At 68.2% G+C, this 18,349-nt stretch carries 20 protein-coding genes; 14 read left to right on the top strand and 6 right to left on the bottom strand.

The genetic code is table 11. The features are described 5' to 3' along the window. Nucleotides 1-55 precede the first annotated feature (55 nt). The 6 genes from ACFUEJ_RS06575 (at nt 56) to malQ (ending at nt 6,398) form a co-directional block, all read left to right on the top strand. The gene (locus ACFUEJ_RS06575; protein ID WP_058251912.1) at nt 56-1,006 is read left to right on the top strand and encodes a ParA family protein; all 951 of its coding nucleotides are present in this window, start codon (nt 56-58) and stop codon (nt 1,004-1,006) included. A 56-nt stretch (nt 1,007-1,062) separates the two neighbouring features. Then, nucleotides 1,063-1,506 (top strand): lipoprotein LpqH, encoded by a 444-nt coding sequence (locus ACFUEJ_RS06570; protein WP_058251911.1) that lies wholly within the window; start codon nt 1,063-1,065, stop codon nt 1,504-1,506. Nucleotides 1,507-1,686: 180 nt separating this feature from the next. After that, complete coding sequence (locus ACFUEJ_RS06565) at nt 1,687-1,962, top strand: GlsB/YeaQ/YmgE family stress response membrane protein (RefSeq protein ID WP_004023462.1); 276 nt, start codon at nt 1,687-1,689, stop codon at nt 1,960-1,962. 168 nt (nt 1,963-2,130) lie between these two features. Then, nucleotides 2,131-2,784 carry an SDR family oxidoreductase gene (locus tag ACFUEJ_RS06560; RefSeq protein WP_165629752.1) on the top strand — a complete coding sequence of 218 codons (654 nt, stop codon included), beginning with the start codon at nt 2,131-2,133 and terminating at the stop codon, nt 2,782-2,784. Next, nucleotides 2,765-4,171: an FAD-binding oxidoreductase gene (locus ACFUEJ_RS06555; protein ID WP_388028236.1), complete on the top strand. Its 1,407-nt coding sequence runs from the start codon at nt 2,765-2,767 to the stop codon at nt 4,169-4,171. Before ACFUEJ_RS06560 ends, ACFUEJ_RS06555 begins: the two co-directional genes overlap by 20 nt. Nucleotides 4,172-4,250: 79 nt before the next feature. Further along, entirely contained in the window at nt 4,251-6,398 is a 2,148-nt protein-coding gene (gene malQ, locus ACFUEJ_RS06550) for a 4-alpha-glucanotransferase (RefSeq protein WP_388028347.1), read from the top strand. Here malQ and ACFUEJ_RS06545 read toward each other — a convergent pair. Next, complete coding sequence (locus ACFUEJ_RS06545; protein WP_277243188.1) at nt 6,370-7,587, bottom strand: MFS transporter; 1,218 nt, start codon at nt 7,585-7,587, stop codon at nt 6,370-6,372. The genes malQ and ACFUEJ_RS06545 overlap by 29 nt on opposite strands. 118 nt (nt 7,588-7,705) lie before the next feature. Here ACFUEJ_RS06545 and ACFUEJ_RS06540 point away from each other — a divergent pair, with 118 nt between their 5' ends. Further along, a complete protein-coding gene (locus ACFUEJ_RS06540; protein WP_277243187.1) occupies nt 7,706-9,187 on the top strand; it encodes an NAD(P)/FAD-dependent oxidoreductase in 1,482 nt (493 codons plus the stop codon). A gap of 53 nt (nt 9,188-9,240) precedes the next feature. On the opposite strand, the gene ACFUEJ_RS06535 is transcribed toward ACFUEJ_RS06540, so the two are convergent. After that, nucleotides 9,241-10,017: an SOS response-associated peptidase gene (locus ACFUEJ_RS06535; protein ID WP_277243431.1), complete on the bottom strand. Its 777-nt coding sequence runs from the start codon at nt 10,015-10,017 to the stop codon at nt 9,241-9,243. A gap of 64 nt (nt 10,018-10,081) precedes the next feature. Then, complete coding sequence (ybaK, locus tag ACFUEJ_RS06530; protein WP_277243186.1) at nt 10,082-10,579, bottom strand: Cys-tRNA(Pro) deacylase; 498 nt, start codon at nt 10,577-10,579, stop codon at nt 10,082-10,084. A 176-nt stretch (nt 10,580-10,755) separates the two neighbouring features. Between ybaK and ACFUEJ_RS06525 the strand changes: the two genes are divergently transcribed. Both ACFUEJ_RS06525 and rsrA read left to right on the top strand, forming a co-directional pair. After that, nucleotides 10,756-11,565, top strand: coding sequence for a sigma-70 family RNA polymerase sigma factor (locus ACFUEJ_RS06525; RefSeq protein WP_078113362.1), 810 nt, complete (start codon nt 10,756-10,758; stop codon nt 11,563-11,565). Continuing rightward, a complete protein-coding gene (gene rsrA / locus ACFUEJ_RS06520; protein WP_055475556.1) occupies nt 11,562-11,849 on the top strand; it encodes a mycothiol system anti-sigma-R factor in 288 nt (95 codons plus the stop codon). The genes ACFUEJ_RS06525 and rsrA overlap by 4 nt, the downstream gene beginning before the upstream one ends. A 95-nt stretch (nt 11,850-11,944) precedes the next feature. Here the strand turns inward: rsrA and ACFUEJ_RS06515 are convergent, their stop codons facing one another. After that, entirely contained in the window at nt 11,945-12,019 is a 75-nt protein-coding gene (locus ACFUEJ_RS06515) for a 50S ribosomal protein bL37 (RefSeq protein ID WP_369758845.1), read from the bottom strand. A 244-nt stretch (nt 12,020-12,263) separates the two neighbouring features. On the opposite strand from ACFUEJ_RS06515, the gene ACFUEJ_RS06510 reads away from it, so the two are divergent. Continuing rightward, nucleotides 12,264-12,479, top strand: a complete 216-nt coding sequence (locus ACFUEJ_RS06510) for a biotin/lipoyl-binding carrier protein (RefSeq protein WP_388028224.1) — start codon at nt 12,264-12,266, stop codon at nt 12,477-12,479. A 39-nt stretch (nt 12,480-12,518) separates the two neighbouring features. Then, nucleotides 12,519-14,024 carry a sensor histidine kinase gene (locus ACFUEJ_RS06505; RefSeq protein ID WP_388028222.1) on the top strand — a complete coding sequence of 502 codons (1,506 nt, stop codon included), beginning with the start codon at nt 12,519-12,521 and terminating at the stop codon, nt 14,022-14,024. Between the two features lie 121 nt (nt 14,025-14,145). Here the strand turns inward: ACFUEJ_RS06505 and ACFUEJ_RS06500 are convergent, their stop codons facing one another. Next, nucleotides 14,146-14,400, bottom strand: a complete 255-nt coding sequence (locus tag ACFUEJ_RS06500; RefSeq protein ID WP_004023450.1) for a WhiB family transcriptional regulator — start codon at nt 14,398-14,400, stop codon at nt 14,146-14,148. 414 nt (nt 14,401-14,814) lie between these two features. Here ACFUEJ_RS06500 and ACFUEJ_RS06495 point away from each other — a divergent pair, with 414 nt between their 5' ends. Then, nucleotides 14,815-16,005 carry an MFS transporter gene (locus tag ACFUEJ_RS06495; RefSeq protein ID WP_055475553.1) on the top strand — a complete coding sequence of 397 codons (1,191 nt, stop codon included), beginning with the start codon at nt 14,815-14,817 and terminating at the stop codon, nt 16,003-16,005. Here ACFUEJ_RS06495 and ACFUEJ_RS06490 read toward each other — a convergent pair. After that, nucleotides 15,942-16,892, bottom strand: coding sequence for a diacylglycerol kinase family protein (locus tag ACFUEJ_RS06490; RefSeq protein ID WP_197282767.1), 951 nt, complete (start codon nt 16,890-16,892; stop codon nt 15,942-15,944). The genes ACFUEJ_RS06495 and ACFUEJ_RS06490 overlap by 64 nt on opposite strands. Before the next feature lie 129 nt (nt 16,893-17,021). Between ACFUEJ_RS06490 and ACFUEJ_RS06485 the strand changes: the two genes are divergently transcribed. Together ACFUEJ_RS06485 and ACFUEJ_RS06480 are read left to right on the top strand one after the other, a co-directional pair. Next, nucleotides 17,022-17,453 carry a hypothetical protein gene (locus ACFUEJ_RS06485; protein ID WP_055475551.1) on the top strand — a complete coding sequence of 144 codons (432 nt, stop codon included), beginning with the start codon at nt 17,022-17,024 and terminating at the stop codon, nt 17,451-17,453. Nucleotides 17,454-17,553: 100 nt separating this feature from the next. Next, complete coding sequence (locus ACFUEJ_RS06480) at nt 17,554-18,342, top strand: ParA family protein (RefSeq protein WP_055475550.1); 789 nt, start codon at nt 17,554-17,556, stop codon at nt 18,340-18,342. Nucleotides 18,343-18,349 lie beyond the last annotated feature (7 nt).

Here is an 18,349-nt window from a genome sequence, read left to right as displayed (position 1 = left end):
TACTCGCGACGCAGGACGCCCGAACAGCAGGGCGACCGAACAGACCGGGGACGCCATGCCGACGGTGATCGCGACCATCAGTCTCAAGGGCGGGGTCGGGAAAACCACGCTCACGGGAGGCCTCGCCGACTTCCTCGCCGGCGTCTTCGGCAAGAAGGTGCTGCTCGTCGACCTGGACGCCCAGACCAACCTGACGACGATGATGATCGGGCAGGAACACTGGCTGACGTGCAACGCCCGGCGGCACACCGTCGCGACACTCTTCACCGACCTGCTCGACGGCACGGAATCGTTCGACCTCGAGGGCAGCGTGCAGCGCGATGTCTCGACCGTGGCCGGGCTCACCGGGATCGACCTGCTGCCGTCGTCCCTGGACCTCATCGAACTGGCCGAGGAGCTCAGTGCTCACCGGGTTGCTGCGGACGACCATCTGGCGGCCGTGGAGGTACTGACGAACGCGTTGGCCCCGATCGCCGGGCAATACGACTACATCCTCGTCGACTGCCCGCCCAACGTCGGACCGTTCAGCCTCAACGGGCTGGCGATGGCCGCCGCATATCTGATCCCGACCATCCCGGATGTCCTGTCCACATATGCGATTCCGCACATCCAGCGTCAGGTCGCCGATTTCGGCACCGAATTGGGGCGGGAAATCGTCGAATTGGGGGTCGTGATCACCAAGTACCGGGCGGCGTCGACGCTCCATCAGGACACGGTGCGGCGACTGAGACGGGACACCTCGATCCAGAACGTCCTCCCGACCTATCTGCACGAGGGCAACGCGATCGGTGCCGCCGCCGACTTCGCAACCTGGCCGAGCCTGCATGCGAAGTACGGCTACCACGGCCACTACGAACAGTTCCGCGATCTGACCCGCGCCGTGATGGTCGAGGCCGACGCCAAACTCGCTCGGGCCGAACTCGCTCGGGCCGAACTCTCGGGGGCGGTTCCGAGTTCCCGCGGCCCATTCGATCGACCGACGCCGAACCGCAGCTCAGGCGTCTAAGTTCGTCTCAGCCGCCGACCGGTGGCGCCTCGTTCGACTCCTCAGGAGCTCCCATCATGCGCAAAGTGCACATCACCTCGGTTCTCGGCGCCGCAGCACTGGCCGTCGCCCTCACGGCGTGCGGTTCCGATGACTCGGCGTCGGGTGGCACCGACGCGGAGGCCACCGTGACCGTCGACGGTCAGGAACTGGAACTGGCGGACAAGACGGTCGGGTGCACCGACGCCGCGGGCAAGGTGACCATCGGGATCGGATCGGGTGGGGGCTCGGGTATCGGCGTCGTCCTGACGTCGGGTGACTCGCCCGAGGTGGAGTCCGTGGGGCTGGGCTCGCTCGACGGTGTGGTGCTGGCCTATCAGAAGGGTGCCGGCGGCGGCAGCGGCGAGGTCACCAAGGACGGGGACACCTACACGGTCACCGGTGACGCATCCGGGATCGATCCCGCCAATCCGACCGAGCCCGTGACCAAGTCCTACGAGATCAAGGTGACCTGCCCCTGATCCCGTTTCCCCGCTTGGTCTCGGTCCGGTGACCGGTCCGGTCTCGATGTGTACACATTTTCCGCGGACACTGTTTGACGCTCTGTCAGTCTGGGTACGTTCCGATTTGTAGCGATTCGAGAGGTCTTCGCGATCTCTAACGATTTGCACAACGGATCACGACGACCATAGGAGGCAGACATGCTGGGAATTGGCATCATCGCGTGGATCATCATCGGCGGCCTGGCCGGCTGGATCGCCAGCAAGATCATGAAGACAGATGCGCAGCAGGGCATCATCCTCAACATCGTCGTCGGTGTCATCGGCGGCCTTCTCGGCGGCTGGCTGCTGACGTTGTTCGGCGTCGACGTCGAGGGCGGGGGCTGGATCTTCAGCTTCATCACCTGCCTGGCGGGCGCATGCATCCTGCTGTTCCTCGTGAAGCTGGTGACCGGCCGCGGTCGTACCCGCGTCTGAGGTCCACCGGATTCGTCCGACTCAACTCCGCCCCGGCTCGACGTTCGCATCGAACGTCGGGCCGGGGCGGAGTCGTGTCTCGGCCGTGTCCGGTGCGCGCATGTGCGTACGTTGGATTGGGTACGAGAGTGGCGACCGCACAAGTGAGCAACCGAAAGTGAGCATCCAGTGACTCGAGTGGCGATCATCGGCGGACACGGCAAGATAGCGCTGCGGCTGGCGCGGATTCTGTCGGAACGCGGCGACGAGGTGACCTCGATCATCCGCAATCCCGAACACGCCGAAGACGTCGCGGACACCGGGGCCGTTCCCGTGGTCGCCGACGTCGAGACCCTCGACACCACCGGCATCGCCACCGCGATCTCCGGCCACGACGCGGTGGTGTGGACCGCGGGGGCCGGCGGCGGCGATCCGAAGCGGACGTACGCCGTGGACCGCGATGCCGCGATCCGGTCCATGGACGCCGCCGTGCGGGCCGGAGTCCGCAGGTACGTGATGGTGTCCTACTTCGGCGCCGGACCCGATCACGGTGTGCCCGAGGACAACTCTTTCCACGCCTACGCCGAGGCCAAGGCGGCTGCGGACACGTACCTGAAGTCCACGGAACTCGACTGGACGATCCTCGGACCCAGCAAGCTGACCGACGAGAACGGCACCGGCAGCATCACGCTCGGCGGCGACCGGGTCGAGGGTGACCAGGTCAGCCGGGACAACGTCGCCCAGGTCGCGGCGGCCGTTCTCGACCATCCGGCGGCGGTGCACGAGGTGATCGAGTTCAACGACGGCGACACCCCGATCCTCGATGCCTTCCCACGGTCCTGAGGAGCCGGATTCCCCTCTTGCCGCCGTTATCGCGGCTTGTCGCGCGATCGTCGGCGACGCGCATGTCCTCACCGACCCGGACGCCACGGCAGGGTTCCTGACCGACTGGACCGGGCGGTATCGCGGAGCGGCGGAGGCGGTGGTCCGGCCCCGCACCACCGACGAGGTCTCGCGCGTGCTCACCGAATGCGACCGGTCGGGCATCCGGGTCTGCGCGCAGGGCGGCAACACCGGACTCGTCGGCGGCTCGGTGCCACCGGCCGCCGCCGTCGGCGAGCGCTGGATCGTGCTGTCGACGGTGCGGATGACCGACATCGACGAGGTGGACACCGTCGGTCGTTGTGTCGGCGCCCAGGCCGGCGCGACCGTCGAATCCATCGACCTCCGCGCCGCGGCGCACGGCCTGTCGTTCGGTATCGACCTCGCCTCCCGCCAGAGCGCGACCGCGGGCGGGGTCGTGTCGACCAATGCCGGTGGGACGCGGATGATCCGGCGGGGCAACGCGAGGTCGCAGATCGCGGGGATCGAGGCCGTCCTGGCCGACGGCCGCGTGCTCCGCCGGTGGACATCCCTCGTCAAAGACAATGTGGGATACGACCTTCCAGCCCTCCTGGCCGGTAGCGAGGGAACCCTCGCGGTGATCACCCGGGTCCTGTTCCGACTCGTCGCGCCGCCCTCGGCCGCGACCGTCGCGGTCGCCTCGATCGAGCGCGTCGAGAACGCCATCGGGCTGATCGGCGCCGCGTCGGCGGCGGGACTGACCGTCGAGGCCGCCGAACTGATGACCGAGGCCGGGGTTGCGCTCGTCGCCGAGTACGGCCACCGGCGCCCGACGACGACGCCGGGACCGTTCTATGTCCTTCTCGAGGTGTCGGGGACCGGGGACATCGAGACCGCCACCGCGGAGCTCTTCGGTGATGCCACCGGGATCATCGACGCCGTGCTCGCGCCGGCGCCGGCTCGCGCCCTGTGGTCCGGTCGCGAGGGCCACACCGAGGCCATCGCCCGGTCGAGCGCGACACCGGTCGTCAAGCTCGACATCTCGGTTCCGATCCGGGCACTGCCCGAGGCATTCGCCGAACTGTCCCGTGTGGGTTCCGAAAACGAATTTCCCTGTCGCCCTATTCTTTTCGGACACGTGGGTGACGGCAACATCCACGTCAACCTGCTCGACGTCCCGCCGGCGCAGGCCGGCGCGGTCACCGACCACGTGTTCGGGATCGTGGCCGCCAACGGCGGGAGCATCAGTGCCGAGCACGGTATCGGCCGCGCGAAGTCGGCCTGGACGCACCTCGGCCGTGACGCCACCGACCTTGCGACCATGCGCGCGATCAAGGACGCGCTGGACCCGCGGGGAACCCTGAACCCGGGGGTGATCTTTCCGTGAGGACCGTACCGGTGGACCGAACCGGGCGGCGCGGGCGGCGGGCGCACGGAAATCCTGCGATCATGCACGGGTGGCTGATGTGAACCTCGATGGGTTGACCGCACTGGCGGATCGCTACGGCGTCGCTTCCAGCTATGTCGGCTGGGGTGACGAGCGGCACGAGGTGGATCCGGACACATTGGTCGCGGTGCTCCGGGCGCTAGACGTCCCCGCGGGTTCGCCCGAGGAGATCGAGAACTCGATTCGCGAGATCGACGAACAACCGTGGCGTGAGTTCGTCCCGGCCGTGACCGTCGTGACCGAGGGCTCGGGACCCACGTTCGCCGTGCATGTTCCGCACGGGCACCTGGTGAAGGTGTGGGTGGTCAGCGAAACCGGTGACGACGTCGCGGCCCCCCAACTCGACGTCTGGGTCGAGCCGCGCGAGGTCGACGGCGTGCTGATCGGCCGTGCGACGTTCGCCGTGCCCGACGACCTCCCCACCGGGTATCACCAGATCAAGGCGCTCGATCTCGACGATTCATCGGCCTCGAGCGCGCCTCTGATCGTGACGCCGCGCCGCCTGCACACCGCCGACCGGCTGATCGGCCGGAAACGATGGGGACTCGCCGCGCAGCTGTACTCGATCCGATCGGCTGACTCGTGGGGCGTGGGCGACTTCGCCGATCTCGCCGGGATCTGCGAGGTGGCCGCCAGCGCGTACGGCGCCGACTTCGTCCAGGTCAATCCGCTTCACGCGGCCCAGCCGAAGGCGCCGATCGAGGCGTCGCCGTACTTGCCGGTGACGAGACGGTTCGTCAATCCGCTCTACATCCGGATCACCGACATCCCCGAACTGGACGGGCTGTCGAAGTCGCAGCGCAAGTGGGTCAAGGCGGTGGGGCGCAGCTTCCTCGACGAGAACACCGCGACCGACAAGATCCGGCGCAACAAGGCCTTCCGCGCCAAGCTGGAGGCGCTCGAACTCATCTACGGAGTCCCGCTCGCCCCGGCCCGGTCGCACGCCTACCGCGCTTTCCGTCGCCGGGAGGGAAAGGGCCTCAAGCGTTTCGCGACGTGGTGCGCCCTGGCCGAGCGGTACGACGCCGACGACCCGCGCTGGCAGGGCAAGTTCGCAGACCCCGCGTACATGAAGAAGAAGCGTCGGAAGATGGCCCGGCGCATCGACTTCCACATGTGGCTGCAGTGGATCTGTGACGAGCAACTGGCCACCGCCGCGCATGCGGCGCGATCGGCCGGCATGGAGATCGGTGTGATGGCCGATCTCGCGGTCGGGGTCGCCCGGCACAGCGCCGATGCGTGGGCCCTCGGTGACGTGCTCGCCTCCGGTGCGACGGTGGGGGCGCCGCCCGACGGTTTCAACCAGCAGGGCCAGGACTGGGACCAACCGCCGTGGCATCCACGACGCCTCGCCGAGGCCGGTTACGAGCCCTACCGCGACATGATCCGCACCGTCCTCCGACACGCGGGCGGTGTGCGCGTCGACCACATCCTGGGCTTGTTCCGGCTCTGGTGGATACCCGACGGCAGCAGCCCGGCCCAGGGCACCTACGTGCACTACGACAGCGAGGCGCTGATCGGCATCCTGGCGCTCGAGGCACAGCGCGCCGACGCGGTTGTCGTCGGCGAGGATCTCGGGGTGTTCGAACCGTCGGTGCAGGACTCACTCCGCGAACGCGGAATCCTCGGCACGTCGATCCTGTGGTTCGAACAGGGGTCCGACGCCGCGACCCCGCCCGAGGACTACCGCGAGCTGTGTCTGACCTCGGTGACAACGCACGACCTGCCGCCGACCGTGGGATATCTGGCGGGCGACCACATCACGCTGCGATCGCGGCTGGGCCTCCTCGCCTCCGGGGAGGACGCGGAGCGGGCGCGCGATGCGCGTGAACGCGACGCCGTTCTCGAACTCGCCTACGAACGCGGCCTGCTGTCCCGGGACACACCGCTGACCGACCCGAGGGTCGTCGACGCCCTCTACGCGGTGATCGCCCGCAGCCCGTCGGTGCTGCTGAGCGTTGCCCTCGTGGACGCTGTGGGGGAGCGGCGGATCCAGAACCAGCCGGGCACCGACAGCACCCAGTATCCGAACTGGTGTGTCCCGCTGGCCAATTCGGAGGGCGACGTCGTGCTCGTCGAGGACCTCGTCAGCAGCGTGCGCTTCCGCCGCCTCGTGTCGGTGCTCAACCGATCGGGGCTCAACGAGTCGGGCGTGCCAGGCTCCTGACCGAGACGATGGTCAGTACGAGTGCGATGAGGGCCAGCACGGCGACCCCGATGTTGAAGGCGATCCCGGCGGGCCGGAGACCCCAGTGCTGCACGGTGATTCCCTGGCCGACGATCGGGATCGAGATCGCGACGTAGGCGACGACGAAGTAGGTCGAGGTGACCTCGGCCTTGCGTCCCGCCGGGGTCGCCGCGACCACCGACGCCAGTCCCTTGCTGAACGACATGCCCTGCCCCACACCGCAGATCACCGCTCCGCCGAGCAACGCGGGGGTCGACGCGGCGACCAGTCCCAGTATCGACAGGCCGGTCCCGAGGATGAGGATGGCGCAGCCGGCGATCAGGGCCGGTTCGGTGGGCATTCGGCGCACGACGATCTGGGTGACCGCCGAGGACGCGAACAGAACGAAGACCAGAAAACCGGTGAACGCGTGGTCGTCGATGCCGAGGATGTTCGTGACGAAAGACGGCATCACGCCGGTGAAGGTGCCCATCACCGCGAACCCCGCGAAGGCCGCGATCGACGCTCGGACGAACACGCCGCGGATGTCGGCGGGGACCGACAGCCGCTGGATGCTCAACCGGGCGCCGGGGACGACCTCGACCGTCTCGGGCAGACGCCAGATGCCGATGAAGACCAGCACCAGTAGCGCCAGATCGAGTACGAACGGGGTGTGCAGCGGGGACGGAGCGTACTCGGCGAGGAGCCCGGCGATGAGCGGTCCGAGCCCCAGGCCGCCGATGTTGGCCGCGGTCGCCACGGCCGGGGCGCGTCCCCGCCACGAGGCGGGGGCCAGCTCGATGACCGCGGTGGTGGCGGCGCCGGCGTAGATGCCCGCGGACAGACCCGACAGCACCCGGCCCAGCAGCAACTGCCAGACCGGGCCGGCCGTGAGGAAGACGACGGCGCTGACCGCCGACAGGATCGCGCCGGCGATGAGCATCTTGCGCCGGCCGATGACGTCGGACCAGCGTCCGAAACCGATCAGTGCGGCGATGACGCCGGCCGCGTACACCGCGAAGATCACGGTCGTGGTGGTCACGCCGAAACCGAGTTCCTCGCCGTAGATCGCGTAGAGCGGTGTGGGCAGCGTGGTGCCCAGCATGATCACGGCGAAAGCATAGACCGCCGCGGCGAAGGATGCGCCGGTCGGAGCGGGGGAGGCAGGGGGATGCGAACGGTCAGACATGGCAGCTGACACGCTACCGCCGCGTCCGGAAAGGTTCGGCCCTGGTCTCCCGGCTGTGTGCTGGGTTACTGTAACTGTCGGTAACGGTAATTAAGGGTGAGCGAAGAGGGGGTGTCGGATGCAACCAGAACTCGACGTCGTGATCGTGGGTGCCGGCTTCGGCGGGATGGGTGCCGCGATCGAACTGAAGCGACAGGGTCTGGACGACATCGCGATCCTCGAGCGGGAGGACGATCTGGGCGGGACGTGGCACGTGAACCACTACCCGGGACTGGCCGTCGACATCGCGTCGGTCACCTACTCCTATTCCTTCGAACCCAACCCGTACTGGTCACGGCTGTTCGCGCCCGGAGCTGAGCTGAAGCGTTACGCCCACCACGTCGCCGACAAGTACGACCTCAAGCGGCACATGGAGTTCGGAACGGTCGTCGAGTCCGCGACCTGGGACCCCGACGAACAGCTGTGGCGCGTCCGCACCGCGTCCGGCACCGAACGCACGGCGCGTTATCTCGTGACCGCGACCGGGTTTCTGTCCCAACCGCACGTCCCGGAGTTCCCGGGCATCAAGAACTTCGCGGGCACGATCCTGCACACCGCGGACTGGCCGGACGGGTTCGACTTCACCGGTACAAAGGTCGCCGTGATCGGTACCGGCGCGACGGCGGTGCAGCTCATCCCCGAGATCGCCACACGCGCACAGGCCCTGACCGTCTTCCAGCGCACCGCGATCTGGGTGGTGCCCAAGATCGACTTCGCGATCCCGCCTGTCGTCCAGCAACTGTTCGGCCGGTTCCCGCTCACCCAGCGTGCTGCGCGGCTGGTGAACTCGTCGCTTCTCGAACTGCTGATGGTCTTCGGCGTCCTGCACTACAAGCAGGTGAAGCCCGGCAACGAACTCGCCGCCCGACTGGCCCAAGCGCACCTGCGGCGTCAGATCGCCGACCCGGAACTACGGCGGAAGCTCACCCCGGACTACGACTTCGGCTGCAAACGCCCCACCTTCTCCAACACCTACTTCGCCAGCTTCGCCCAGCCGAACGTCACCCTGCAGACCAGTGGCATCGCCCGCCTCGAAGCCGATGCGATCCTCGCCGCGGACGGCACCCGGACCGAGATCGACACCCTCGTCCTCGCCACCGGGTTCAACCTCTGGGACACCAACTTCCCGGCCTTCGACATCGTCGGCCGGGATGGGCGCAACCTCGGCGGGTTCTGGCGCGAGAACCGCTTCCAGGCCTACGAGGGCGTCACCGTCCCGAAGTTCCCGAACCTGTTGTCCCTCAACAGTCCCTACTCCTACAGTGGCCTGTCGTACTTCACGACCATCGAGGGGCAGATGAAGCACATCGCCCGTCTTTTCGGAGAACTGCGCCGCCGCGGGCAACGGACGTTCGAGGTGACCGAGGAGGCCAACAGCGCCTTCCTCGACGAGGTGACCGACCGTCTGCAGTCCTCGGTGTTCTACAACGGGGACTGCGCGTCGTCACGCAGTTACTATTTCAACCAGCACGGCGAGGCGACGCTGCTCCGCCCGGCCTCGACGCTGCGAACTTTCCGCGAGATGGACTCGTTTCCGTTGCGCGACTACGAGTTCAGCTGAGCGCTCCGCTCCGACAGCTCCCTGAGGAGCGCCCGGAGCTTGCGGAGGGCGCGTCACAACGGGTTCAGCAACTCCGGTCCGTTGTTGGCGACGCGGTTGACCAGCGGGGCGACCTCGCGGATCGCGATCGCGTCGACCAGCGATTCGGCCGGTGGGGCGAACAGCTCGTCGGGTGCCCGGCCGTCCGGATCGAGCCAGGCATCCCAGTTCTCGTACGGCATGATCAGCGGCATCCGGTCGTGGACGTCGCGCAGCTCCCCGACCGCGTCGGTGGTGAGGATGGAACAGCTGAGCAGCGGCTGGGCGGCCTTCTCGGACGACTCGGCGTCGGTCTTGGGGTGCCACACCGACCACAGCCCGGCCATGAAGAGCCGGGTCCCGTCCTGCGGCGACATGAAGAACGGGATCTTGGTGGGTTTGCCCTTGCTGTCGGCCGGACCCTTCTTCCACTCGTACCAGCCGTCCATCGGCACGAGGCAACGCCGCGACTTGACCGACGAACGGAACGAACTCTTCTCCGCGGCGCTCTCGGCGCGCGCGTTGAACAGCAGCGGCCCCTTCCCGACCTCTTTGGCCCACGGCGGCACCAGCCCCCAGCGCATCGCGCGGACGCGGAGCAGCGGATCGTCGTCGGGATCGTCGGGCGAGTGTCGCTTGACGACGGTCATCACGGTCGTCGTGGGCGCGACGTTGTAGTTCACGCCCGGTGACCGGGGCGCCGCATCGAGATCGGTGGAGTCCGCACCCGCAGGCTCGGGTACCTCGTTGACCGCATCGATCTCCGCTGCCAGCTTCGCCGGGTCGGTGGTCACCGCATAGCGTCCGCACATGGTGTCCATGCTGCCCTAGTGGTGCCCCGCCCTCGTGGTGAGTGCCCGTTCCGACAGCCGACGATCAGCCGACGGCGATGTCGGCGACGACGGCCTTGGTGACGGACACCAGATCGGCCGGGGCCAGCTCGATCTCGAGCCCGCGCTTGCCGGCGCTGCACAGCACCCGGTCGAAGTGCGTCGCCGAGGAGTCGACGACGGTCGGCAACAGGGTCCGCTGGCCGACCGGGGACACGCCGCCGAGAACGTAGCCGGTGGTCCGGGTGACCGCCTTGGCGTCGGCCATCTTCGCCTTCGACGCGCCGAGTGCGGCGGCCGCCGATTTGAGCGACAGCTTGGCCGGCACCGGGACCACCGCCACCGCCAGGCCGGGCCGGTCCCCGCCGGAGAGTTCGATGACCAGCGTCTTGAAGATCTGCTCGGCACGGACACCGAGGATCTCGGCGAGGGCGGCGACCGCCTCCGCGCCGTAGGCCTCCGATCGGGGGTCGTGCGCGTAGCGGTGCACCGAGTGGTCGATCCGGGCGCGTTCGAGCGCGGCGATCGCCGGGGTGGACGCCATGGTCGGTTACCTCCTGGTGGTGAGCGGGGTCGCGGCTGCGCGCGTGTGCACGAGGCCACGGTGATCCGCCCCGAGACGATCGCGGCGGCGGGCCGGGAACAAACCGCGCGTTGCGCTCTGTTGGGACTGATCGGACAACGGACGTATGAAGCGGACACGAAGGAGGTCAGAGGCATATGAGCACAGCGGCCGTGATGGAGCTCCCGCAGCGCGTCGAACCGAGGCCTCTCTCGGTGGGGGACGGGTCGGTAAGCTTGATCGACAACATCTCCGTGATGCCTCCCATCGAAGGGATCGTAGTGTCCGACACAGAAGCATCCGACACAGAGTCACCCGATGCCGGCCGTACCGGGACCGCCAAGGCGCCTCGCCGGGCCGATCCGAACGAGTCGCCGGAGCAGCTGACCGAGCGGTTCGAGCGCGACGCGCTGCCGCTGCTCGACCAGATGTACGGTGCCGCGCTGCGGATGACCCGCAATCCCGCCGACGCCGAGGATCTCGTCCAAGAGACCTACATCAAGGCGTTCACCGCGTTCGCGTCGTTCCGGGAGGGCACCAACCTCAAGGCCTGGCTCTACCGGATTCTCACCAACACCTACATCAACGGCTACCGCAAGAAGCAGCGTCAGCCCGCCCAGTACCCGACCGACGAGATCACCGACTGGCAGATCGCGGCGACCGCCGAGCACACCTCGCAGGGGCTGCGGTCGGCGGAGATCGAGGCGCTCGACGCGCTCCCCGACGACGAGATCAAGGCCGCGCTGCAGGAATTGCCGGAAGACTTCCGGATGGCCGTCTATTACGCCGATGTGGAAGGCCTGCCGTACAAGGAGATCGCCGAGATCATGGACACCCCGATCGGTACCGTCATGTCCCGACTGCACCGCGGTCGCCGTCAGCTGCGTGAGCTGCTGGCCGACGTCGCGCGTGAGCGCGGGTTCAATCGTTCCGCACGTGCGGCGGCGGATGCGGAGGTGGCGCGATGAGCGACGTCGATCCGGAGCTGACCCAGCTCGACTGCTCGGCCGTCATCGCCGATGTCTGGCTCCTGCTGGACAACGAGTGTGACCAGAACGCCAGGGAACGACTCCAGGGCCATCTCGACTCCTGCCCGTCGTGCCTGGCGCACTACGGCATCGAGCAGCAACTCAAGGCGCTCGTCAACCGGAAGTGCGGCGGCGACCAGGCACCGCAGAGCCTGCGCGACCGCCTGCGCATCGAGATCCGCAAGACCGTGATCGTGCACGAGGTCTCCGAATCCGATCGCTGACCGCGTCGAGAACACACGAAAAAGCCCGGGCGGCCTGATGGCCGTACCCGGGCGTTTTTCGCTTGCTCGCTCGCCGAGACCGCGTGGTGCGGTGATCAGGCGTTGGGGCGCTTGCCGTGGTTGGCAGCGTTCTTCTTACGAGCACGCTTCTTGCGTCCGCGCTTTCCCATGACGCATCTCCTTCATTGCGGGGCGGGCGCCGTGGGACCGGGCCCGCCGTGTTACTGGTTCAGCCGTGCTGAGACAACCCTGGCATCGGCCGGGGAGGACATCCCTGGTGTCATCCGGGGATGACATCCCTGGTGATCGGGACATCACAGTGTCTCAGGGATTCTCCCACGTGCCAAAAACACCTCCGCTGACGCCCCCGGCACCGGACCCTCCGGGTACGACGCCGTGGGCTAATTTGGGTGCATGGCAGAAGACGTTGTGGCAGAGATCGTCGCGAGTGTCCTCGAGGTGCGCGTCTCCGCGGGGGAGCAGATCGAGGTCGGCGACACCCTGGTCCTGCTGGAGTCGATGAAGATGGAGATCCCCGTGCTGGCCGAGGAGCCGGGCACGCTCGCCGAGGTCAAGGTCGAGGTCGGCGACGTCATCCAGGCCGGTGATGTGATAGCCGTCTTCGAGTAGTGAACCGGCCCCGCCCCGTCGTCGGCCCCGTGTACTGAGATGTCCACCCTCTCCGACCTGCTCGCCGAACACACCACGCTGTCCGACTCGGCAGCCGCGCATCTGCAGCGCCTCGTCGCCGAATGGCAACTGCTCGCCGACCTCTCGTTCGCCGACCTTCTGCTGTCGGTGCGCACGGAGGCGGGCGCGGTCGTCACGGTCGCGCAATGCCGTCCCAACACGGCCTCGACGGTCTTCCCGACGGACGAGGTCGGCCGCGTCATCGACACCGAAGCACATCCACAGGTGCTGCGCGCCTTCACCTCCGCCCGCATCCTGCGCGACGAGGACCCCACCTGGTTCGGCGCGACGGCCATGCGGCAGGAAGCGGTTCCGGTCGGCTTCGACGGCGAGGTGATCGCCGTGGCGACCCGAGCTGTCGACCTCACCCACCCGCGCCTGCCGTCGCCGCTCGAACTCGCCTATCAGGACTCGGCCGACGACCTGTGCCAGATGGTCGCCGACGGCACCTTTCCGCACGAGGAAGGGAATCCGCGCGGGCTGTCGACGCCCCGCGCCGGCGACGGCTTCGTCCGTCTCGACGGACAGGGCCTCGTCACCTACACCAGCCCGAACGCGCTGTCGGCCTTCCACCGGATGGGGTGGACCGCCGAACTCAATCACACGCGCTTGTCCGACGTCGTCAAGCAACTCATCACCGAACCGTTCGAGGCCGACGACGTCGCACTGATGCTCGACATCGCGGCCGGCGTCGCCGAGATCCCGACCGGCCCCTACCGCGACATCGGGATGCGGGTGGAGGCAGACGCCCGCCGGGCGACGGCCCTGATCCGCGCCGTGCCGCTCCGTCCGCGCGGCGAGACCACCGGGACCGTCGTCCTGATCCGGGACGTCACCGAGGTCAAGCGACGCGACCGCGCGCTCATCAGCAAAGACGCCACCATCCGCGAGATCCACCACCGGGTGAAGAACAACCTGCAGTCGGTCTCGGCGCTGTTGCGACTACAGGCGCGGCGCACGTCGAACTCCGATGCCCGCGAGGCGCTCAACGAGGCGGTGCGCCGAGTGGCCTCCATCGCGCTCGTCCACGAGTTGTTGTCGGGCAGCGTGGACGAGGAGGTCGACCTCGACGAGGTCGTCGATCGTCTGGTCCCGATCCTGGTCGATGTCGCGTCGGGGGAGGCGCGGGTGGCTGTGCGCCATCGCGATCGGCTCGGCGTGCTGACCGCCGAACTCGCGATGCCGCTGGTGATGGTCCTCACCGAACTCATCCAGAACGCGATCGAACACGGCTTCGACGGCGCGCCGCACGATGACGCCGAGATCGCGGTCGTCGCCGAACGGGATGTGCGCGGCCTTCGAATAGCGGTCCGCGACAACGGTTCCGGTCTCCCGGAGCATTTCGATCTGGCCACGTCCGACCATCTCGGCCTGCAGATCGTCAAGACCTTGGTGTCCATCGAACTGGGCGGTGAGCTCGACATCCGGTCCAATCCGGGTGGCCCGGGAACCGAAGTGGGTGTCTACATTCCGCTGCGCTCGTGAGCCGTGGTCGCGTACCGCATTGTCTGACCGCGGTTTCCGCCGGACGGTGGGGACGAGAGCACGAAAAAACCCGGCCGCGGCCGGGTTTCTTCGAGTCCGGGACGATGCCGGCCGTCGAGGCCTAGACGCTGCTCCGGGTACGCGTACGTGCGGTACGGCGCTTGAGTGCGCGTCGCTCGTCCTCGCTCATGCCGCCCCACACTCCGGCATCCTGGCCGGACTCGAGGGCCCACGACAGGCAGTCGGCGGTGACGGGGCACCGCGCGCAGACGAGCTTCGCGTCGGCGACCTGTGCGATGGCCGGGCCGCTGGTCCCCACGGGGAAGAACAGTTCCGGATCCTCGTCGCGACAGATGGCCTTGTGACGCCAGTCCATTCCACTACTCCTTCGGGCGCGTTCGCACCACTCGATCGTCTTGCTGGTGATTGTCGGCTGTAACTCTCAGTTCACGCGGCGCACCAAATGTTTCCGCGTTGTTGCTTGTGAATACTTTCACGAATCGGGCCGAAGTCAATGGGTTTGCTTCACACGTGGGCAACATCACGTCACCCGCCTAGCACTCCGGTCGCGGACTCCCGAAGGGGGGTCCGGGCACTTTGTCTCACGGCCTTGTTGTAGCCTACGCGTCTCGCGGCGGTACTGTCGACGACTTTCTGCAGGTCGCGACCCCGTCGCCGGTGAAAAACGCTCGTGACGTGGCCGGACGCCGAGGGTATTGTTCACCACATGCGCCGACGATGTTGATCCACACCGCCCCGGCGGCCCCACCGCAGGCTGACAGCCGCGGCGGTGGGCTCCGCCCTCCTCGAAGACCTCATCCCGCTCTACCCGCTGTACGCCGTCCTCTTCGCCGACCCCGGGATTCCGGGCGCCGGGCTCGGGCCCGCCGAGATCTCGGCGCTGTTCGTGATCTGGTCGGTGTCGTCGGTGATCGTCGAGGTCCCCACCGGTGTGCTGGCCGACCGCGTGTCCCGACGGAAGCTGCTGGTCGCCGGTCCGCTGATCACCGCGTCGGGTTTCGCGCTGTGGACGGTGGCGCCGTCGTTCGTTGCCTTCGCCGCCGGATTCGTCCTGTGGGCCCTCGGTGGAGCGTTGCGGTCCGGCACGACACAGGCGCTGGTCTACGACGAGCTGAACCGGCTGAGGCGCTCGCAGGACTACGCCCGACTGACCGGGCTCATGCGGGCGGCCGGGGCCATCGGAGTGATCGGCGGCACCGCGGCGGCCGCACCGTTGTTCGCGTGGGGCGGCTACGACGCCGCAGGCGCCGCCAGCGTCGTCGCCTGCGTGTTGTGTTCGGTGATGTCGGCGATGCTGCCCGAGGGTCGAGAGGCCGCCGCCGATCCACCGGAACCCGAGGACGCGGACCCCGACCTCGGTTGGCGGGAGATCGTCCGCCACGGCTGGGGCTCGGTGCGGACGCAGCCGGTCGCACGGCGCATGTTGCTGCTGGGTGTGGCGCTGACCTGGGTCGCGGCGCTCGACGAGTATCTCCCGTTGCTGATCGCGTCGTTCGTGGTCGACGCCGCCGCCGAGCCCGATCCGGCGGCGGTCGCGCTGCTGATGATCGTGGTGTCGGCCGGTGACATCGGCGGCGCGCTCGCGGCGGGGCGGTTCCGGTCGGTCGACGCGATCGGGCCGGCGGTGGGGGTGGGCGCGGTCGTGCTCATCGGGTCGGCGCTGTGGGGGCACCCGGTGGGCGCCGCGGGCGTCGCGACGGCGTTCGGGATCCTGGGGTGGGCGCGGGTCGTGGCCGACGCCGAGCTGCAGGACCATCTGAGATCGGCATCGCGGGCCACCGTCACCTCGCTGGCCGGGATGGGCGAGGAGGTGGTCGCGATCCTGGCCTTCGCCGGCTGGGCGCTGGGGTCGACATGGCTGGGTCCGGCCGGGCTCTTCGCGGCGGCGGCGCTGCCCTACGTCGTGATGTCGGCGGTGCTGATCGGCGGTGCGATGACCGTGAGGGCGTCGCGGCGATGACGAAAACGTATGTCGCGGAACGCCCCGATGTAATCGCCGTCCATCTGTACGTCGATCGGGGCCTCCGCGCGGAAGCACACCTCGTCGACGTCGTCATCCCGAAAGAGGTGGCGTGCCTTGGGATCTGCCTGTGACAGGAGTCGCGTCGCCAGCGGGAGGTTACGGAACACACCGGTGGAGGTCGCCACGAACACCCCGAGGCCGGTGTGGAAACCGGTGCCGGGGTTGGTGCGGATCTCGCGCGGTCCGAGATAGGTCCACGGGCTGGTGTTGGACACGAAACCGTAACGCGCGCCGACGATCCGGTTCCGGCCCGGGATCTCGACGTCGAACGTGGCCGACGAACCGGACTGCTTCAGGAAGCTGGTGATCGTGGTCCACAGGTATCGGGCCGGCGTCGCGGTCTTGCCCGCGTGCCGCTTGTCCTCCATCGCGTGGATGACGACCGCGTCCATGCCCATGCCCGTGTTGAACAGGAACCAGCGGTCATCGGTGTGGCCGAGTCCGATCCGGCGACTGCGTCCCGCGTCGAGGAGGGTGATGATCTGCTGTGTCGCGAGCAACGGGTCGGGATCGATCCCCAGCGTGCGGGCGAAGACGTTGGCGCTACCGCCGGGGATCACGGCCAGGGCGGGCCGCCGCCGGTCGGGATCGCTGCTCGACGGCGGGTCGAGCAGTCCGTTGGCGGCCTCGTTCACCGATCCGTCGCCGCCGTGCACGATGACGGTGTCGAAGTCCTGGGCCGCGGCGCGCGCGGCGAGCTCGAACGCATGCCCGCGGTGCGTGGTGAGTTCGACGTCGAGGTGGAAATGCGCGCTCAGGGTGTGCGCCAGCGCGTCGCGGCCGGCCGGACTGGTCGCGGTGGCGAACGGGTTGACGATGAGCATGACACGCACGACACCCGAGGATATGGGGTCGTCGCCGCCCGCGCGTAATCGCGCGGATGTGTACGGCGCCATCGCTCCGGTACGCACACCCGCGGAGGTCCGCGCGGGGGGACCAAATATCCTGGGACGGTGAGCACCGAGAACGGCCGTCCGGAGTCCGATACCGATCCGTCGGTGACCCCGCGCCAGATCAAGATCGCCGGTGCGGTGACCACGCTGCAGGGGCTGGCCGGTGTTGCGGTCGCGGTGATCTTGGTCGTGCGCGGCCTGGCCGGGCACGAGGAGACCACCATCAGCGGTTACGGCACCGCGGCCTGGTTCGGCATCATCGGCGGGGGAGTGCTGGTCGGCGGTCTGGCGCTGCTCTCGGGGCGGCGGTGGGGACGTTCGATCGCCATGGTGGCGCAGATCCTGCTGCTGCCGGTGGCGTATTACCTGTTCACGAGCGGATGGCCGGTGTTCGGCGTGCCGCTGGCACTCGCGGCGCTCGCGGTCCTGGTGATGCTGTTCAGTCCGGCGTCCATGAGATGGCTCGCCGACGAACTCGAACCCGAGCGCTGACATCCTCCTCCGGCCGGTTCTCCTCCGTCCGGGTACGCCGCGCGGCCGAGGTGGACTCTCATCCGACGATCCACGCCCGGGCGGTCGTACAGTAGGGCGCATGACGCGCATCCTCGCGATTGCCAATCAGAAGGGTGGGGTCGCCAAGACCACCACGGTGGAGTCCCTCGGTGCCGCCCTCGCCGATCTCGACGTCTCCGTCCTCGTCGTCGATCTCGACCCGCAAGGGTGTCTCACCTTCTCGCTCGGGCACGATCCCGATCAGCTCACCTCCTCGGTCCACGACGTGTTGCTCGGTGACGAGGAGATCGCCGATGTCCTGCTCGACACCGAGGACAAGGTCACCCTGCTGCCGGCGACCATCGACCTGGCCGGCGCCGAGGCGCTGCTGTTGATGCGCCCCGGGCGGGAGTATGCCCTCAAGCGTGCACTCGCGGAGGTGAGCGAGGACTTCGACGTCGTGATCGTGGACTGCCCGCCGTCGCTCGGTGTCCTCACGCTGAACGGTCTCACCGCGGCCGACGAGGTGATCGTGCCGCTGCAATGTGAGACGCTCGCCCATCGCGGCGTCGGACAGTTGTTGCGCACGGTCCGGGAGGTCCAGCAGATCACCAACCCGAACCTCACGATGTTGGGTGCGGTGGCCACCCTCTTCGACGCCCGGACCACGCACAGCCGCGACGTTCTCGCCGACGTCGCCGATCGGTACGACCTGCCGGTGCTCGACCCGCCCATCCCGCGCACAGTGCGTTTCGCCGAGGCCTCCGCATCCGGGACGTCGGTCATGCGGGGGCGAAAGAACAAGGGCGCGACGGCATATCGCGCGCTCGCCGAGAATCTGTGGAAGCACTGGGAGGCGGGCGCCGAGGTCGGCACCTTCGAGGTCTGAGTCGGGT

This window comes from Gordonia sp. NPDC057258 (assembly GCF_042668985.1).
In the GTDB taxonomy this organism is placed as follows: domain Bacteria; phylum Actinomycetota; class Actinomycetes; order Mycobacteriales; family Mycobacteriaceae; genus Gordonia; species Gordonia hongkongensis.
The sequence above is the reverse complement of the archived record's forward strand: the minus strand, read 5'-3'. Positions and strand labels throughout refer to the sequence as shown.

What these genes read in the sequence shown, in the direction of transcription:
- ACFUEJ_RS06575 (WP_058251912.1), top strand. Translation starts at nt 56, where the DNA reads ATGCCGACGGTGATCGCGACCATCAGTCTCAAGGGCGGGGTCGGGAAA.
- ACFUEJ_RS06570 (WP_058251911.1), top strand. Translation starts at nt 1,063, where the DNA reads ATGCGCAAAGTGCACATCACCTCGGTTCTCGGCGCCGCAGCACTGGCC.
- ACFUEJ_RS06565 (WP_004023462.1), top strand. Translation starts at nt 1,687, where the DNA reads ATGCTGGGAATTGGCATCATCGCGTGGATCATCATCGGCGGCCTGGCC.
- ACFUEJ_RS06555 (WP_388028236.1), top strand. Translation starts at nt 2,765, where the DNA reads ATGCCTTCCCACGGTCCTGAGGAGCCGGATTCCCCTCTTGCCGCCGTT.
- ACFUEJ_RS06545 (WP_277243188.1), bottom strand. Translation starts at nt 7,587, where the DNA reads ATGTCTGACCGTTCGCATCCCCCTGCCTCCCCCGCTCCGACCGGCGCA.
- ACFUEJ_RS06540 (WP_277243187.1), top strand. Translation starts at nt 7,706, where the DNA reads ATGCAACCAGAACTCGACGTCGTGATCGTGGGTGCCGGCTTCGGCGGG.
- ACFUEJ_RS06535 (WP_277243431.1), bottom strand. Translation starts at nt 10,017, where the DNA reads ATGTGCGGACGCTATGCGGTGACCACCGACCCGGCGAAGCTGGCAGCG.
- ybaK (WP_277243186.1), bottom strand. Translation starts at nt 10,579, where the DNA reads ATGGCGTCCACCCCGGCGATCGCCGCGCTCGAACGCGCCCGGATCGAC.
- ACFUEJ_RS06525 (WP_078113362.1), top strand. Translation starts at nt 10,756, where the DNA reads ATGAGCACAGCGGCCGTGATGGAGCTCCCGCAGCGCGTCGAACCGAGG.
- rsrA (WP_055475556.1), top strand. Translation starts at nt 11,562, where the DNA reads ATGAGCGACGTCGATCCGGAGCTGACCCAGCTCGACTGCTCGGCCGTC.
- ACFUEJ_RS06510 (WP_388028224.1), top strand. Translation starts at nt 12,264, where the DNA reads ATGGCAGAAGACGTTGTGGCAGAGATCGTCGCGAGTGTCCTCGAGGTG.
- ACFUEJ_RS06505 (WP_388028222.1), top strand. Translation starts at nt 12,519, where the DNA reads ATGTCCACCCTCTCCGACCTGCTCGCCGAACACACCACGCTGTCCGAC.
- ACFUEJ_RS06500 (WP_004023450.1), bottom strand. Translation starts at nt 14,400, where the DNA reads ATGGACTGGCGTCACAAGGCCATCTGTCGCGACGAGGATCCGGAACTG.
- ACFUEJ_RS06490 (WP_197282767.1), bottom strand. Translation starts at nt 16,892, where the DNA reads ATGCTCATCGTCAACCCGTTCGCCACCGCGACCAGTCCGGCCGGCCGC.
- ACFUEJ_RS06480 (WP_055475550.1), top strand. Translation starts at nt 17,554, where the DNA reads ATGACGCGCATCCTCGCGATTGCCAATCAGAAGGGTGGGGTCGCCAAG.